This is a genomic window from Streptomyces fuscigenes, from assembly GCF_021556455.1.
In the GTDB taxonomy this organism is placed as follows: Bacteria; Actinomycetota; Actinomycetes; order Streptomycetales; family Streptomycetaceae; genus Streptomyces; species Streptomyces fuscigenes.
Map to the genome: position 1 here is coordinate 1 of NZ_JAKGCV010000103.1, position 14,860 is coordinate 14,860.

General features: G+C 74.6%; 15 protein-coding genes and 2 riboswitches. Of the genes, 7 read left to right on the plus strand and 8 right to left on the minus strand.

The genetic code is table 11. From position 1 onward, the window contains the following. Window positions 1-77 precede the first annotated feature (77 nt). The 6 genes from metE to L1885_RS11620 all read right to left on the minus strand — a co-directional run bounded on the left by metE (window position 78) and on the right by L1885_RS11620 (window position 7,030). Window positions 78-2,393 (minus strand): 5-methyltetrahydropteroyltriglutamate--homocysteine S-methyltransferase, encoded by a 2,316-nt coding sequence (gene metE, locus L1885_RS11595; protein ID WP_235796981.1) that lies wholly within the window; start codon window positions 2,391-2,393, stop codon window positions 78-80. Window positions 2,394-2,551: 158 nt separating this feature from the next. Then, window positions 2,552-2,778, minus strand: a riboswitch (cobalamin riboswitch). A gap of 54 nt (window positions 2,779-2,832) precedes the next feature. Next, window positions 2,833-3,591: a (2Fe-2S)-binding protein gene (locus L1885_RS11600; protein ID WP_235796982.1), complete on the minus strand. Its 759-nt coding sequence runs from the start codon at window positions 3,589-3,591 to the stop codon at window positions 2,833-2,835. Next, window positions 3,588-4,466: a CbtA family protein gene (locus L1885_RS11605; protein ID WP_235796983.1), complete on the minus strand. Its 879-nt coding sequence runs from the start codon at window positions 4,464-4,466 to the stop codon at window positions 3,588-3,590. The genes L1885_RS11600 and L1885_RS11605 overlap by 4 nt, the downstream gene beginning before the upstream one ends. A 60-nt stretch (window positions 4,467-4,526) precedes the next feature. Next, the gene (locus L1885_RS11610; RefSeq protein ID WP_235796984.1) at window positions 4,527-4,748 is read right to left on the minus strand and encodes a CbtB domain-containing protein; all 222 of its coding nucleotides are present in this window, start codon (window positions 4,746-4,748) and stop codon (window positions 4,527-4,529) included. Window positions 4,749-4,804: 56 nt separating this feature from the next. After that, window positions 4,805-4,879: riboswitch (cobalamin riboswitch) on the minus strand. A 365-nt stretch (window positions 4,880-5,244) separates the two neighbouring features. Continuing rightward, window positions 5,245-6,042, minus strand: coding sequence for a SigB/SigF/SigG family RNA polymerase sigma factor (locus tag L1885_RS11615; RefSeq protein ID WP_235796985.1), 798 nt, complete (start codon window positions 6,040-6,042; stop codon window positions 5,245-5,247). Between the two features lie 376 nt (window positions 6,043-6,418). After that, window positions 6,419-7,030, minus strand: a complete 612-nt coding sequence (locus tag L1885_RS11620; RefSeq protein WP_235796986.1) for a flavodoxin family protein — start codon at window positions 7,028-7,030, stop codon at window positions 6,419-6,421. A 604-nt stretch (window positions 7,031-7,634) separates the two neighbouring features. Between L1885_RS11620 and L1885_RS11625 the strand changes: the two genes are divergently transcribed. Both L1885_RS11625 and L1885_RS11630 read left to right on the plus strand, forming a co-directional pair. After that, window positions 7,635-8,696: an FUSC family protein gene (locus tag L1885_RS11625; protein WP_235796987.1), complete on the plus strand. Its 1,062-nt coding sequence runs from the start codon at window positions 7,635-7,637 to the stop codon at window positions 8,694-8,696. Between the two features lie 257 nt (window positions 8,697-8,953). Beyond that, window positions 8,954-9,343 (plus strand): hypothetical protein, encoded by a 390-nt coding sequence (locus tag L1885_RS11630; protein WP_235796988.1) that lies wholly within the window; start codon window positions 8,954-8,956, stop codon window positions 9,341-9,343. 118 nt (window positions 9,344-9,461) lie between these two features. Here L1885_RS11630 and L1885_RS11635 read toward each other — a convergent pair whose 3' ends face one another. Continuing rightward, window positions 9,462-9,938: a GNAT family N-acetyltransferase gene (locus L1885_RS11635; RefSeq protein WP_235796989.1), complete on the minus strand. Its 477-nt coding sequence runs from the start codon at window positions 9,936-9,938 to the stop codon at window positions 9,462-9,464. A 94-nt stretch (window positions 9,939-10,032) separates the two neighbouring features. Then, window positions 10,033-10,500, minus strand: a complete 468-nt coding sequence (locus tag L1885_RS11640; protein ID WP_235796990.1) for an HIT family protein — start codon at window positions 10,498-10,500, stop codon at window positions 10,033-10,035. A 140-nt stretch (window positions 10,501-10,640) separates the two neighbouring features. On the opposite strand from L1885_RS11640, the gene L1885_RS11645 reads away from it, so the two are divergent. The 5 genes from L1885_RS11645 to L1885_RS11665 all read left to right on the plus strand — a co-directional run bounded on the left by L1885_RS11645 (window position 10,641) and on the right by L1885_RS11665 (window position 14,633). Further along, on the plus strand, window positions 10,641-10,853 hold the full coding sequence (locus L1885_RS11645; protein WP_235796991.1) for a hypothetical protein: 213 nt from the start codon (window positions 10,641-10,643) through the stop codon (window positions 10,851-10,853). Between the two features lie 342 nt (window positions 10,854-11,195). Continuing rightward, the gene (locus L1885_RS11650) at window positions 11,196-11,681 is read left to right on the plus strand and encodes a cation:proton antiporter regulatory subunit (RefSeq protein WP_505016774.1); all 486 of its coding nucleotides are present in this window, start codon (window positions 11,196-11,198) and stop codon (window positions 11,679-11,681) included. 9 nt (window positions 11,682-11,690) lie between these two features. Then, window positions 11,691-12,929, plus strand: coding sequence for a cation:proton antiporter (locus L1885_RS11655; RefSeq protein WP_235796992.1), 1,239 nt, complete (start codon window positions 11,691-11,693; stop codon window positions 12,927-12,929). Window positions 12,930-13,263: 334 nt separating this feature from the next. Then, window positions 13,264-13,554 carry a CDGSH iron-sulfur domain-containing protein gene (locus tag L1885_RS11660; protein WP_235796993.1) on the plus strand — a complete coding sequence of 97 codons (291 nt, stop codon included), beginning with the start codon at window positions 13,264-13,266 and terminating at the stop codon, window positions 13,552-13,554. Beyond that, entirely contained in the window at window positions 13,551-14,633 is a 1,083-nt protein-coding gene (locus L1885_RS11665) for an iron-containing redox enzyme family protein (RefSeq protein ID WP_372481922.1), read from the plus strand. Before L1885_RS11660 ends, L1885_RS11665 begins: the two co-directional genes overlap by 4 nt. Window positions 14,634-14,860 lie beyond the last annotated feature (227 nt).

Genomic DNA, 14,860 nt, shown 5'->3' on the forward strand with positions numbered 1-14,860 from the left:
GCCGTGCCCCGCGACCCGGCCCGGCCCGGACACCCGGTGCGGGCCGGTGCGCGGGCCGGGGCCCGGGGCGCCGCCGTTCAGGAGGTCAGATCGGCGCGCACCTCCCGCGCGGCCGCGACGAGGTTCTCCAGCGAGGCCCTCGCCTCCGCCCAGCCGCGCGTCTTCAGGCCGCAGTCCGGGTTGACCCAGAGCCGCTCGGCCGGGATCGCGCCGAGGCCCCGGCGCAGCAGCGCCGCCGCCTCAGCGACGTCCGGCACGCGCGGGGAGTGGATGTCGTACACGCCGGGGCCCGCCTCCCGCGGGTAGCCGTGCGCGGCGAGCTCGCGGGCGACCCGCATGTGCGAACGGGCGGCCTCCAGGCTGATGACGTCGGCGTCGAGGTCGTCGATGGCCTGGACGATGTCCCCGAACTCCGCGTAGCACATGTGCGTGTGGATCTGCGTCCGCGGCAGTACCGCCCCGGTGGTCAGGCGGAACGCCTCCGTCGCCCAGGCCAGGTACGCGGCCCGGTCCGCCGCGCGCAGGGGCAGCGTCTCGCGCAGCGCGGGCTCGTCGACCTGGATGACGGCCGTGCCCGCGGCCTCCAGGTCACCGACCTCGTCGCGCAGGGCGAGCGCGACCTGCCGGGCGGTCTCCCCGAGCGGCTGGTCGTCGCGGACGAACGACCAGGCCAGCATCGTGACGGGCCCGGTCAGCATGCCCTTGACGGGCCGGTCGGTGAGCGACTGCGCGTAGGTGGTCCAGCCCACCGTCATCGGCTCCGGCCGGGAGACGTCCCCGGCGAGTACCGGCGGCCGGACGTAGCGGGTGCCGTACGACTGCACCCAGCCGTGCCGGGTCGCGAGGCAGCCGGTGAGCCGCTCCGCGAAGTACTGCACCATGTCGTTGCGTTCGGGCTCGCCGTGCACGAGCACGTCGAGTCCGGCCCTCTCCTGGAACGAGACGACCTCGCGGATCTCGTCCCTGATCCGTTCCTCGTAGGCGTCCTCGTCGATCCGGCCGCGCCGCAGGTCGGCCCGGGCCGTGCGCAACTCGCCGGTCTGCGGGAACGAACCGATCGTGGTCGTCGGCAGCAGCGGGAGGCCGAGGCGGGCGCGCTGCGCGGCCGTCCGTCGCGCGTACGGCTCTGAACGCCGGGCGTCCGCTTCGGTGACGGCCGCGGCGCGGGCCCGCACGGCGGGGTCCCGGGTCAGCGCGGAGCCGGCCCGCGAGGCCAGGTCGGCCCGGTTCGCGGCGAGTTCGGCGGCGATGGCGTCAGTGCCCTGCGCGAGGCCGCGCGCGAGGAGGACCACCTCGCGCGTCTTCTGCCGCGCGAAGGCGAGCCAGCGCGCGGCCTGCGGGTCGATGTCGTGCTCGGCGGCCGCGTCGAGGGGCACGTGCAGCAGCGAGCAGGACGCCGAGACGTCGACGCGGTCACAGAGCCCGAGCAGCGTGCCGAGCGTGGCGAGGGACGCCCCCAGGTCGTTGATCCAGACATTGCGCCCGTCGACCACTCCCGCGACCAGGCGCTTGCCGGGCAGGCCGCCCGCGGAGGCCAGGTCGGCGAGGTTGCCCGCGCCCGCGCCTGTGAAGTCGAGGGCGAGGCCGTCGACCGGCGCCTTCGCCAGGACGGGCAGGGCCTCACCGAGCCGCCCGAAGTACGAGGCGACCAGCAGCTTCGGCCGGTCCGTCGCGCCGCCCAGCTCCCGGTAGGCGCGGGCGGCGGCGTTCAGCTCGGCCGGGGTGCGGTCCTGCACCAGCGCGGGCTCGTCGAGCTGCACCCAGGGGGCGCCGGCCGCGCGCAGGTCGGCCAGGACCCGGGCGTACACCGGGAGCAGCCGGTCCAGCAGCGTCAGCGGCTCGAAGCCGGGGTGCACGCCCGGGGCGGGCTTCGCCAGCAGGAGGTAGGTGAGCGGTCCGACGAGGACGGGCCGGGGCGTGTGCCCGAGCGCGCGGGCCTGCTCCAGCTCGGCGACCTGCTGCCGGGAGTCGGCCGTGAACACGCTGTCCGGGCCGAGCTCCGGCACGAGGTAGTGGTAGTTCGTGTCGAACCACTTGGTCATCTCCAGCGGCGCGGCGCCCTGGGTCCCGCGCGCCATCGCGAAGTACCCGTCCAGGGCGTCCGCGTCCACCGCCGCCCGGTGCCGCGTGGGGATCGCGCCGACCATGACCGTCGTGTCGAGGACGTGGTCGTAGAGCGAGAAGCCGCCGGTGGGCACCTCGTGGACGCCGTCGTCGGCCAGTTGGCGCCAGCTGTCCCGGCGCAGGGCGGCCGAGGTCCGCCGGAGGCCGTCGGCGTCGATCCGGCCCTTCCAGTAGCCCTCGACCGCCTTCTTCAGTTCACGGTCCGGTCCCTGGCGTGGCCAGCCGTACACGGTGGCCCGTGCTGCCGCGGCTGCGGGCTTCGTCGTCACGGGAACTCTCCTTCGCGAGTCTCTGTCCTGGCACCCCGGGGACGGGATCGCGGACGCGAAGGCACCACCGGACGCGTCGCGACGTCTGCCGTCGCACGTGCCGTCCGATGTGTACGCCGACCCGCCCACGAGGTCACCGGGATGTCCGCGCGCGAACGGTCGCGCACGGGCAGCGGGCAGGTCTTCGGACTCGCGGGCCCGCCTCGTGCCGTTCTCACGGGCACGGGACACCTACTGGCCGTCGCTTCCCGGGCCCCACGGGCCCAGTGCTGATGACGGCGGTCGTTCCCACTCACCGCTGCGGGGCAGTCCCGGATTCCCACCGGGTTCCCTCTTGCGACACCCCGCCTGGCGGACGGGGCGAACCAGCTGCACTGCCACCCTAGAGCCGACGGGGGCCCTCGCGCACTCCTGTCCGGGGACGACCCGCCGGCGCCGCTCAGCCGCGGGCCAGGACGCAGTCGCCGCAGACGGCCGCGGTCCGCGCGGGGCCGGGTGCAGCGCGGTAGATGAGGCAGCAGCTGCGGCGGCGGAACGCCCGCCCGTCCGCGCCGCCCTCGTGGGCGCCGCGCAGGCTCTCGTGCGCGAGGAACGCCGCCGCGGTGCGTGCGATCCGCTCCGCATCGCCGGGCACCGCGGCGGTGAGCGCGGCGCGGGCGCCGTTGACCGCCGACGCCGCATTGCCCGCCAGTGTGCGCGGGGACACCGACAGCCGGGACACGGCGGCGCCGAGCGGGGCGACGAGCCCGCCCAGCACGAGCCCCGCGCAGGCCTCCGGCGCGAGGCCGGAGGGAACGAGGGCGGTGCGGGGCAGCGACAGCGGGAAGGCGCCGCCCGGCCGCGGGCACCAGCGCAGGTCGCCGAGGGCCGGCACGGTCGGCGCGCCGTGCAGCGCGGTCAGTGCGAAGAACGGCGAGAGGACGCGGGCGACGAGGCCCAGATGGGCCACCGACGCGGCGACCCGGCGCTCCACCGCACCGCCCGCGGCCCCCGCCGCGGTGGCGGGAGCTGCGCGCGCGAGATGCGCCTGCACCTCGCCGACCCGGGCGGACAGCACTCCGGCCTCGTCGACCAGGCCGGACAGCGGCCGCCACGGCGCGTCGGGCGGGCCCGACGGATCGTGGACCTCGACGGTGAAGAACGGCCCCGAGCGGGCGAGGGCGTCGAGTGCCGCGCCGTACGGGCCCGCGTGCGTCATGCCCCGGCGGCGGGTTCCACCCGCGCCCGGACGGCCGCGCCGTCACCGCCCGTCGCGGCCCGGCGGGCGAGCAGCCGCTCCGCCATGGGGGCGAAGACGAGCCCCAGCACGCCCCACAGCACGAGTTGGGCGGCCACCGAGTAGAACCGGAAGGAGAACAGGGTGTCGGCCGGGAAGCCCGGATAGACGATCCTGCCGTGCGAATCGGTGAGCGGCAGCGGTGTCTCCGTCGCATGGTGGCCGAACTCCCGCACATTGGCGGACAGTTCACCGAGCGACGGCAGCACCGCCATGACGACGCCGATCACGACGGCGTAGCCGAGGGCGGCCAGGAGGGTGGCGTTCCACTTGCCGAGGCGCTCCTTGAGGCGCTTGCCCAGCCAGACCGCTAGGACGAGGAGGAGGATCGAGCACGCCACCATGACGAGGTACAGGTTGCCGCGGTCCCTGATCGTGTCCGGGTGCCCGATGGAGGGCGGATTCGCCGGGTACTTGACGAAGGGGACGAGGTAGAAGCCGAGGAAGCCGCCGAGCGCCACCAGCATGGCGAGGTTGCGGGCCCCGAGCCCTCCCACGCGGCCCAGGCAGATGGCGTAGACGACGGCGAACAGCGCACCCATGGCCATGCCGAAGAACACCATGCCGACGCCGATTCCGACGTCCGCCTGGACGGTGCGGCTGAAGAGGTCGGGGTCCGCCGCCTCCGGCGCCAGGCCCGCGGCCTTGTCCAGCGCGGCCTGGGCGGCGTCGCGCCCGCTCTCGTAGTCCATCGCCCGCCCGATCAGGGGCTCGGCGAAGATCCGTGCGAAGAGGAAGGCGAGCAGCCCTCCGGCTGCGCCGGCCAGGATGCCGCGCAGGATGAGTCGCTTTTCCATTGTTCAGCAAGCCGCTTTCTCGTCGTGCCGTTTGTCGGGCCGCTCGTCGTCGGGGCCGGATCAGTGGCAGGGGAAGCCGAGGAAGTGGCGCGCGTCGTGCACGAATTCGTGCACGTGCATGTCGTTGCCGAACACGGAGTAGGCGCCCTGGTCGACGCCGATGAAGTAGTACACCGCGAGCGCGACGACGGCGGTGCCCGCCAGCAGGAGGGCGGCCTTCGCCGCGGGGAGGACGAGCGGGGTTGCGGCAGGGGTGGCGCCGGGCGCGGACAGACTGCTCACGAGGAGTCTCCTTCGGGGATCTTGCGTCCCGCGGTCGGTGGAGCGTCGTGATGGCGAAGTGTCTGACTCCCGGACCCCCTTGAGGGCCGGTCACAGTGGCGCGACCGTGCTGGAATTCCACCAGCTTCCTTACACCATCCTTGGCGGCGAGCGTACGGACTCCGGTCCGCGTCCGTCAATCGCGGGCACCGCGTCCGGGGCGGGCCGGACCCGGTGTGCCGCGTGCGGTGGGTGGGGCCGGCCGCGGGGGTGGAGTGCGCAACGGGCCGCGGCCACGCGTCGGGGGGCCGCGGCCGCGCGGTCGGTTCGGTTCGGGCCGCGCCCCCTGCTCGCTCCGGTCGGTGGTGTCGGCTCGGACCGGGCATCGGTTCCGGATCACGCGTCGGCTCGGATCAAGCGGCGGCTCGGATCACGCGTCGGGTTCGGATCACGCGTCGGGTTCGGATCACGCGTCGGCTCGGATCACGCGTCGGCTCGGATCACGCGTCGGCTCGGATCAAGCGGCGGCGCCGGCGAGGGCCTCGTCGCGCAGCCGCTCGCACGTGCGGCTGATCAGCCGCGAGATGTGCATCTGGGAGACGCCCAGTTCCTCCGCGATCATGCTCTGCGTCATGTCCTCGAAGTAGCGCAGGTACAGGATGCGCTGCTCGCGCGCCGGCAGCCGGCTCAGGCAGGGCTTCACGGCCTCGCGGTCCGCCACGAGGTCGAACGAGGGGTCGGACGATCCGATCAGGTCCCCGAGTGCCGAACCGTCGCCGCCCGACGTGAGCGCCGGTGCATCGAGGGAGAGCGCGGAGAAGCTGCCCAGCGCGCTCATGCCCTGGCGCACCTCCTCCTCGGTCAGGCCGCAGTGCGCGGCGACCGCCGCCGACGTCGGGGACTGGCCGTCCGGCTCCTGGGAGAGCTCCTGGCGGGCGCGCCGTACCTGGTTGCGCAGGTCCTGCACGCGGCGGGGCACGTGCACGGACCACATGAAGTCGCGGAAGTGGCGGCGCAGTTCGCCCTTGATGGTGGGGACCGCGTACGTCTCGAAGGCCTTGCCGAGCGTCGGGTCGAACCGGTTGATCGCCTTGGTCAGGCCGAGCGCGGCGACCTGCCTGAGGTCGTCGAGGGACTCGCCGCGCTCGCGGTAGCCGCGGGCGATGCGGTGCGCCATCGGCAGCCATGCCTCCGCGATCTCCTGGCAGAGCCGTTCGCGTTCGGGGCCGTCGGAGGCGGCGCGCAGGCGGAAGAAGTCCGCCGCCGTGTCGGGGGCGTCGTCGTGGATGCGCGGCGTCCCTGCGGGTGAGGTCATGCGGATCACCAACTCACTGCAGTACGGGTACTGCCGCGAGGGCCACCGGGCGGACGCGCGAGCGCACGTCCCGGCGGGGTCGTGACACCCTCACGGACGTGCCTCACATCCGAAGCACTGGAAGGGCGCCTGCCCGTCGTCGCCGGTCGCAAACGCCTTCCCCGGACCATCCTGAACCACATCCCGGAGGGCGGCCACCGGGGCCCGCGCGGCGCCCGAGGCCGTGAGGGGGGCGTGCGTCCGGGGGCCGGGCCGGGCCTGCGCAGCGGGGGTGCGGGCGCCGGGGCGGCGCCGTCCCCCTCGCCGTCCGGGGCCTCCGTGTTCTCGCAGCCGGTTCCTGGCCGTCCCTCTCCGTGACCGGCTTCCGGCTCCCGGCTCAGGCGGGGTAGGGAGCGGCGCGCAGCGCGCGGGCGAGGTGCGCGGCGTTGGCGGCGAGCGTCGCCGTGGTCGAGGCGACGGCCTCCGGGGCCGAGTCGAGGTCCTGGTAGTCGCTGCCGTGCATGGCCTCGCCCGTCCAGTAGGTGGAGGCGTGCGGGGCGAGCGAGAAGCCGACGTCGTCGAGGCCCTGGAAGAGGTCCGCCGCGACCTTGTGCGCGCCGTCCTCGTTGCCCACGACGCAGACGGCCGCGACCTTGCCGAACATCCGCGGCCTGCCCTCGTCGTCGGTCTCCGAGAGCTCGGCGTCGAGACGCTCCAGGACGCGCTGGGCCAGGCTCGAGGGATGCCCGAGCCAGATCGGTGTGGCAAGGACCAGGATGTCGGCTTCGACGACGCGCTCGCGGATGCTGGGCCATGCGTCGCCGTCCCCCATGTCGACGGCGACTCCCGGGCGCACGTCGTGGTCGGCGATCCGCACCGCCTCTCCGTCGGCGCCGTGCCGGGCCAGCGCCTCCAGGACCTGCTCGGCGAGGAGCTGCGAGCTGGACGGCATGGACGACGGTTTGAGGCTGCAGACGAGTGCCAGGGCGCGCAGCGATGTCTCGGTCATGGCCGCCGGGTACCCCTCTGCCCCCGGCGCAGACCCGTCGCGGCGGGGTCCGGAACGGTAGGCGGCTCCGGGCCCAACCCTGAGAGCCGGGAGCCGGGGAGCGGGCGCTGGCTGCCGCGGGCACCGCGTTCGTTCCGTTTCCGTGCCCGTCGTCTGCCGTGGCGGTGGCCGTGGCCGTGGGGCCGTAGCCGTGCGCCGCAGCCGTTGCGGCCGTCGTCGTCGCAGGCATTCGGCGGGAGCGAGTGGGCAGACGGTGCGGACGTCGAAGAGGAGACCGTTCCGGGTCCGGCCTTCCGTCCCTCCGGCCTTCGGGCCTTCCGGCGGGACGGGGACCCGTCCCCGGACGTCCGGCTGCGCACACATCCGGGTGCGACGGCCGCGCGGCCTCCGCGAGAGCGGGCGCACGGGAGATCCCGGGCCCCTGGGCGACCCGGGACGACGACGCGAAGACGCGAAGACGCGAAGACGCGAAGACGCGAAGACGCGACGACCTACGAACGGAGCAGCGGTGCCGGTCCTTCAGTGGATCAGATGGGAGGGGGCCGCGGTCGGCCGTACGGCGCGTCACGCCGTCCGCCGTCCGGGGCCCGAGCGGGACTCCGCGGTGCAGGCGCTCAAGGCGGCCGGGGCGGCCGTGCTGGCGTGGGCGCTCGTCGGCTGGACGATCAGGGCGCCGATGGCGCTGATGGCGCCCTGGACGGCGCTGGTCCTGGTGGACGCCACCGTGTACCGGTCCGTGCGCGCCGGACTGCGGCAGTTCGCCGTGATCGTGCTCGGGGCGGTCACGGCCTCCTTCGCGATGGCCCTCACCGGAGGGAGCACGCTCGGCGCCATGGCGCTGGCACTGCCCGTCCTCGTCCTGGCCGGCACCTACCGGCGGCTGGGCCGCGAGGGCATCTACGGAGCGACCACGGCGCTGCTGGTCATCACCTACGGCTCGGACTCGCTGCCCGCACTGGGCTACCGGCTGGCGGAGACGGCCGTCGGAGCGGTCATCGGCATCGGGGTGAACGCGTTCGTGCTGCCGCCGGTGCACCTGCGCGACGTGCGCGACCAGCTCATGCGCGTCGCGCGGGACAGCGGCGACCTGCTCGCCGTGATCGCCGACGGCATCCGGGAGCAGGGGGACGCCTACGACACGGAGGCGGCGCGGGACCGCGCGCGGCGCCTGGAGTCCGCGCTCGGTGCCGTGGAGGACGCCCGGCAATGGACGGCCGAGAGCCTCCGGGTCAACCCCGGCATCCGGTTGCGCCGCCCGGGGGCCCCGCCGCCCTCCGCCGAGGAGGACGTCCACTGGCACGCCGTGGTGGGGCACCTGTCCGCTGTGGTGCGCATCTTGTCGCACGCCACGGGGGAGCGCAGTGGCCTGGCCGTCCTGCCCTCCGGCTTCCTGCGGCGCTACGGCGAGCTCGCCGGGCGGGTCTCCGCCGTGTGCGCCGCGCGGGCCGAGGCGCTCAGCGGCGAGCGGGGGTCCGCCGGGCCCTCCGTGGACGACGGGGCCGCGCACGAGGCATGGTCGGCCCTCTCCGCGCTGGCCGAGGACCTGCCGGGGCAGCCGGGTCCCACGGCGGCCGTCTGCGGCGGCCTGCTGACCGAGACCCGCCAGCTGCTTGCCGCGGTGTGCGCGGGGGAGCGCTGCTCGGTGCCCGCGTCGGCGGAGGGCTGAGCGGCCGGGGCGGGTGGCACGGTGCGTGGGCACGGGGGTGGCGCTGGCCGCGCCGCGCGCGGCAACCGGGCCGCCGCGCTCAGGCGGTTCTCGTGCGGAGCCGGGGCCGACGTATGGTCGGGACGCGCCTTCAGCATGGTGCCGGCCGTCGCACGAGTCCTGTGGCGGGAGTGCCCACGTCGTTCGCCGAGGGACGCTCTCGGAGACCCTCGTGCTCCTCTCCGCAGGCACCCCTCACCCCACCACCGGAGGAACCAGTGTCAGCCGCGCGACCGCTCACCCCCGAGGAGAAACTCGCCGACGCGAAGGCGGCGTCGAGCATCCCGCGCATCGTCGTGATCTGCGGCTCCACCCGGTTCATGGCCGACATGGCCGAGGCCGATCTGCGCGAGACCGCGGCCGGAAGGATCGTCGTCAAGCCGGGCTGCGACATGAAGTCGCCGCACCGGTTGTGGTCCGATCCGGCCGAGGCCGAGGCGCTGAAGGTTCGACTCGACGCTCTGCACCGGGCGAAGATCCGGCTCGCTGACGAGGTGCTCGTCGTGGGCGACTACATCGGAGACAGCACCCGGGCCGAGATCGCCTACGCGCGGTCGCTGGGCAGGCCCGTGCGGTTCACCCATCCCGAAGTCGACCCCGGCGCCTGACCGTCCGCCGCCGTCCAACGGCCTGCGGACGGGAACCCACAGCGCTTCCGCCCGCGCCGGCCGCGGCCCACCCCGCGCCGCGCACCAGTGCGGTCCGCTGGCCGTCCCTCGCAACCGGTCAGGTAGGGATGAACTCCATGAGGAGCGTGTCCCCTTCGCTCGGCACCCGCCGGAAGCGCGCCTTCTCCCACGCGCGTACGGCCCGCACGTTCCCCCTCTCGGGATCGACCGTCACGCGTCGCCATCCGAGATCCCCGACGAGGTGGGCCAGGAGCGCACGGGCGAGATCCGGCCCCAGGCCGCGGCCCCGCGCCTCCGGTACGAGCACCATGTCGATGCCCCCTTCGGCCCCGCCGGCCTGCCAGTACTGCGCGTAGCCGACCGGTCCGCCCCCGGCCAGCACGAGGAAGGACCGCACACGCGGACGGCGCCGCCCGACGTACTTTTCGGCCACCTCCTCCCGTGATTTCGGCACCCCGCCCCAGAACGCGACGAAGTCCGGTGAGGCGAACCACCGGGCCAGCAGGTCCAGATCGTCCTCGGTCGTCGGCACGAGACGGGTCAGCACCCCGTGGACGACTGTCTCGTCCACCATCAGCCACTCCTCAGCCACTCGTCGGACTCGACTGCCACTCCTTGGACGCGGCGCCGGTCGCACATCCGGTTCCGGCACGCCTTCCGCGATCCGGTCACCCGGTGTGCGGATGCCCGGCGAGTCGAGCCCGAAGAGCGTGCGCCGTACGGTCCGCCTCCTCCGCCGTCACGTGTCGCCGACCAGGTCTCCGAAGCAGGTCGAAGATGCCCGGCCCGCGATGCTCCGGTCGCAGATCGGCCATGCGCGGAACGATGTGGAAGTGCACGTGCGCGAAGCCTTCGGCCTCGGCGAACTGCACGACGTAGGTCTTGGCGCAGCCGGTCGTGCTCCGCAGTGCCCGGGAGAGTCCGACCTGCCACACCCCGAGAGCCGCGGCCTCGGCATCGGTCAGATCGTGCACCGCGGCCACGTGGCGCCGGGGCAGCAGCACCAGCCAGCCCGGTACCGGGGTGTCGAGGGCATGGGCCACCCGCCAGTACTGGTCGTGGGCCACGCGCTCGCGTGGTGGCAGGTCGTCGAACTCTGCCTCCCTGCCGCAGGCGTAGCAGTCGGGAGTCGTCATGAACCGGCATCGTAGAACCGCCGCACGGCGAAAACCCGACACGAGTCGGAGTCGCCCGGTCCCGGCGAGGGATTCCGCCGGGCCCCGCCGGCCTCCTCGTCCGAGGTGTGGCCCGGGGGGATCGGCGTGAACCTGGGACCATGTGGGACGTGCCGATCGTCGTGCACCGGCCGTCCCCGACCGGCGGCCGGCGGGTCACCCTGCGCAGCCGGATCCTGGGACTCGCCCACGACGACCCCGAACTCGTGCTGCTGCTTCAGCGCGCGGGCATCCCCGACGCGTCCCTGCTGCTCGACGACCCGTCGTGGGTGGAGTGGCGGGGCGCGGCCGCCCACGACTGGGACCGCCCCTGAACCGGGTCCGCCGCCTGCACACCTCCTGTCCCAACCCTGCCCCCCTGCCCGGGCCGCCCCACTCGCCCGGCGCCCCCGCCCGTCCCTCGCCCCCGGCACGGCTGCGTCCCCTTGCCTCCCCGACCTCCGGCACCGTTCGGCCCCCGGCGGCGGGCGCGACGGACGTCCCGAAGGCGCCCACCGGGCAGGCGACTTGGCGCCGCGCCGGCCGTTCGGCAGGCCGCCCCGGCCCCGGTCGCGCACCGCCGCGACGCCGGGCGCCCCGACGGCACCTGGTCCTCGTTTTAACGCATTCATTAACATGTGCGGACGGATTCTTTGCGAACGGACGGAGGGACTGACGTGGAAGCGGCCACCCATCTGCAGAAGACCGCCCTGCCAGGGGTCGGTATGCGCTACGACCTCGACACCCAGACCGGCAAGCACGTCTCGGTCGTGGTGCATCAGGACGGTCGCCGCACGATCGGCTTCCATGATCCGTCGGACGACGACAGCTGCAAGGAGACGGTCGCCCTGACGCCGCAGGACGCGGCCGCCCTCGCGCAGGTGCTGGCCCCCGACTCGCTGCGCGCGGTCCGCCGGCAGGTGGAGATCGACCTGGTGACCGAGCGCATCCCCGTCACGAAGGAATCCCCCTACGCAGGAAGGCTGTTGGGCGACACGCAGGCACGCACGCGCACGGGGGCCTCCATCGTCGCCGTACTGCGGCGCACGGGTGCCTTCCCCTCGCCGGCGCCCGACTTCCGCTTCGCGATGGGCGACGTCCTGGTGGTCGTCGGCACGCGTGAGGGCGTCAACGCCGTCGGCACCCTGATCGCGGGAGGATAGGGAGCGCCCATGCAGGACACACAGCTGCTCATCCAACTCGGCGCCATAGTCCTCGCGCTCGGCATCCTCGGGCGGTTCGCCGGACGCATCGGCTTCTCGCCCATCCCCCTCTACCTGCTGGCCGGCCTGGCGTTCGGCGAGGGCGGCCTGCTGCCGCTCGACGCGAGCGAGGACTTCGTCGCCACGGGCGCCGACATCGGCGTCATCCTGCTGCTGCTCCTGCTCGGCCTGGAGTACAGCGCGTCGGACCTGGTCAGCAGCCTGAGGACCCAGTACCCCTCCGGCGCGGTCGACTTCGTCCTCAACGCCGTGCCCGGCGCGCTGGCCGGGCTTCTGCTGGGCTGGGGCCCGGTCGCGGCCGTCGCCCTCGGGGGCGTGACGTGGATCTCCTCGTCCGGAGTGATCGCGAAGATCCTCGGCGACCTCGGACGTCTCGGGAACCGGGAGACCCCCGTGCTGCTCGGGGTCCTCGTCATGGAGGACCTCTCCATGGCGGTCTACCTGCCGATCCTCACGGCGCTGCTCTCGGGCGTCGGCCTGGCCGGCGGAAGCATCACGCTGCTCATCTCCCTGGGCACCGTCGGGGCCGTCCTCTTCCTCGCCCTGCGCTACAGCCGCTGGATCAGCCGCGCGGTCTCCTCCGACAACGCCGAGATGCTGCTGCTCGTCGTCCTCGGCCTCACCCTGCTCGTCGCGGGCATCGCCCAGCAGCTCCAGGTGTCCGCCGCCGTCGGTGCCTTCCTCGTCGGCATCGCCCTGTCCGGCGAGGTGGCGGAGGGCGCACGCAGCCTGCTCTCACCCATCAGGGACCTCTTCGCCGCGGTCTTCTTCGTCTTCTTCGGGCTCAGCACCGACCCGGCCGACATTCCCCCGGTGCTGCTGCCCGCCCTCCTGCTCGCGGCGGTCACCACCGTGACGAAGATCGCCACCGGCTACTTCGCGGCCCGCCGCGCCGGCATCAAGCCCGCCGGGCGCTGGCGGGCCGGCGGCGCACTGGTCGCCCGGGGCGAGTTCTCCATCGTCATCGCCGGGCTGGCCGTCGGTGTCGACCCGCAGATCGGCCCCCTGGCCACGGCCTACGTGCTCATCCTGGTCATCCTCGGGCCCGTGACCGCGCGCTTCACCGAGCCCGTCGTGCGGCGCGTCCTCACCCGCACCCGGCGACCGCCGCGGGGCCCGGGGCCGGTGGCCGTCCCGCCGGACGCGCTGGACCGGCCCGGCGACACCGTCGCGGCCGACCACACCTGAGGGACCCGCCGGCCCGGCCGGTGGACGGCCTCCGCGCCCCGCGGGACCCGTCCGCCCGCCGGGTGGACGAGCACCGCAGGACGACGACCGGCCGGACCGGACCGGCCCGATCACGGGCGCCGGGCCGCGCGCCGCGGGTCCCCGGCGGTGGGGCTCGCGGCGTGGATGGCGGTGCGGTGTGGAGCGGGCCCCAGGGCGCCGAGCAGGTGCCCGGCAGGTGTGCGGCGCGTGGCGCGGGGAACCCGGGCCCTACCGATCCAGCAGGTCCGCGGTGTGCCGCACACCGCGCCGCACCGTGCGCCACGGGATCGGCCGGCACCCTCGGAGGTATCCCATGAACACACCGGGCGGGTCCCCGCGCCGCGTCACGATCGACCCCGGCGGCCCCGTGGTGCTCGAAGGACCGGTCGAGGTCACACTCGGCGACGGCACGGTCGCGGTCTCGCAGCGCCCCACGGTGGCGTTGTGCACCTGCCGGCGCAGCCGCCGCTACCCGTGGTGCGACACCAGCCACCGCCGCCGCTCCCGGCAGCCGCGCACGGAAGCCGGCGCCGGCTCCCGCAGGGCGCCGGAGGCCGGTGGGGCCGCTGCCGGCGAGGCCGCGGCGGACGGCGGCGCCGCGTGACGGCCGGGGGCGACCCGGTGCCCCGCCTGCCCGAGCCGCGCGGCCCGCTGTCCGCGGCCGTGACGGGCCTGCTGGGGCAGGGGCAGGCCCTGGCACCGGGACTGTACGAGCAGGCGGCCGGGGCCGACCCGTACGGCGAGGACCTCCAGCTCGCCCTGTACGTGCTCTACGAACTGCACTACCGGGGCTTCGAGGGCGTGGACGACGAGTACGAGTGGGCACCGGAGCCCCTGCGGCTGCGCGCGGCCATGGAGCGGGTCTTCCTCGACGCGCTGCGCGACGACGCCGCCCAGCGCCTCACCGCGTCCTCGGTCGAAGAGGCCCTCGACGACCTGCTGGTCGAGCCCGTCGGCGACGACGGCACCGGCGTGAGCCACCACCTGGCGCGCGAGGGCACCCTCGGCCAGTTGCGGGAGCACGCGGCCCTGCGCTCGATCTACCACCTGAAGGAGGCCGACCCGCACCTGTGGGCGATCCCGCGGCTGCGGGGCCGCGCCAAGGCCGGGCTGGTGGCCGTCGAGTACGACGAGTACGGCGCGGGCCGGGCCGACGAGATGCATCAGCGGCTGTTCGCGGACCTCATGAACGACCTGGGGCTCGACACCGCCTACGCGCACTACCTCGCCGCGTGCCCGGCCGAGATGCTCGCCGTCGCCAACCTGATGTCCCTGCTGGGCCTGCACCGCTCCCTGCGGGGCGCCCTGGTGGGCCATTACGCGACGATCGAGGTCACCTCGTCGCCCGGTTCCCGGCGCCTCGCCGAGGCCATGCGCCGCGCCGGTGCGGGCCCCGCGGCCCAGCGGTTCCACGACGAGCACGTGGAGGCGGACGCGGTGCACGAGCAGCTCATGCGGCACGAGGTCGTGGGCGGCCTGCTCGCGGAGGAACCCGACCTGGAGAAGGACGTCCTCTTCGGCATCGGTGCCACGCTCCTGGTCGAGGACCGGTTCTCCGCCTTCCTGCTGGGCAGGTGGCGTGCGGGCGAGAGCGCCCTGCGCGTCCCTCTCCCGCCGGGCGAGAGCGCCCTGCGCGTCCCCCTCCGGCCGACGGGGGAGGGAACGGCCCGACGGGAAGAGTGAGGTCCCGTCCGTCCGCAGGCCGGGACACGCTGTTACGCCGTCGGTCGTGGCGCCAGTTGCCGTCGGTCGCGGCGCCGGTTGCGGTCGGCCCCCCCCCGGCGGCCCCGGGAGGCCCCCGGTGTTCGGCGGCCCGGCACCCGGTGTGCGGTCGTCCCGGGCCGCGCGTCGTCAGCGCGGTCCCCGGCTTCGTGCGCCCAGCCGCCGCTGCACGCCCGACAGCACGCGGC

Coding starts and splice junctions, on each gene's coding strand:
- L1885_RS11600 (WP_235796982.1), bottom strand. CDS start 3,591: ATGACGCACGCGGGCCCGTACGGCGCGGCACTCGACGCCCTCGCCCGC.
- L1885_RS11605 (WP_235796983.1), bottom strand. CDS start 4,466: ATGGAAAAGCGACTCATCCTGCGCGGCATCCTGGCCGGCGCAGCCGGA.
- L1885_RS11615 (WP_235796985.1), bottom strand. CDS start 6,042: ATGACCTCACCCGCAGGGACGCCGCGCATCCACGACGACGCCCCCGAC.
- L1885_RS11620 (WP_235796986.1), bottom strand. CDS start 7,030: ATGACCGAGACATCGCTGCGCGCCCTGGCACTCGTCTGCAGCCTCAAA.
- L1885_RS11635 (WP_235796989.1), bottom strand. CDS start 9,938: ATGGTGGACGAGACAGTCGTCCACGGGGTGCTGACCCGTCTCGTGCCG.
- L1885_RS11640 (WP_235796990.1), bottom strand. CDS start 10,500: ATGACGACTCCCGACTGCTACGCCTGCGGCAGGGAGGCAGAGTTCGAC.
- L1885_RS11645 (WP_235796991.1), top strand. CDS start 10,641: ATGTGGGACGTGCCGATCGTCGTGCACCGGCCGTCCCCGACCGGCGGC.
- L1885_RS11655 (WP_235796992.1), top strand. CDS start 11,691: ATGCAGGACACACAGCTGCTCATCCAACTCGGCGCCATAGTCCTCGCG.
- L1885_RS11660 (WP_235796993.1), top strand. CDS start 13,264: ATGAACACACCGGGCGGGTCCCCGCGCCGCGTCACGATCGACCCCGGC.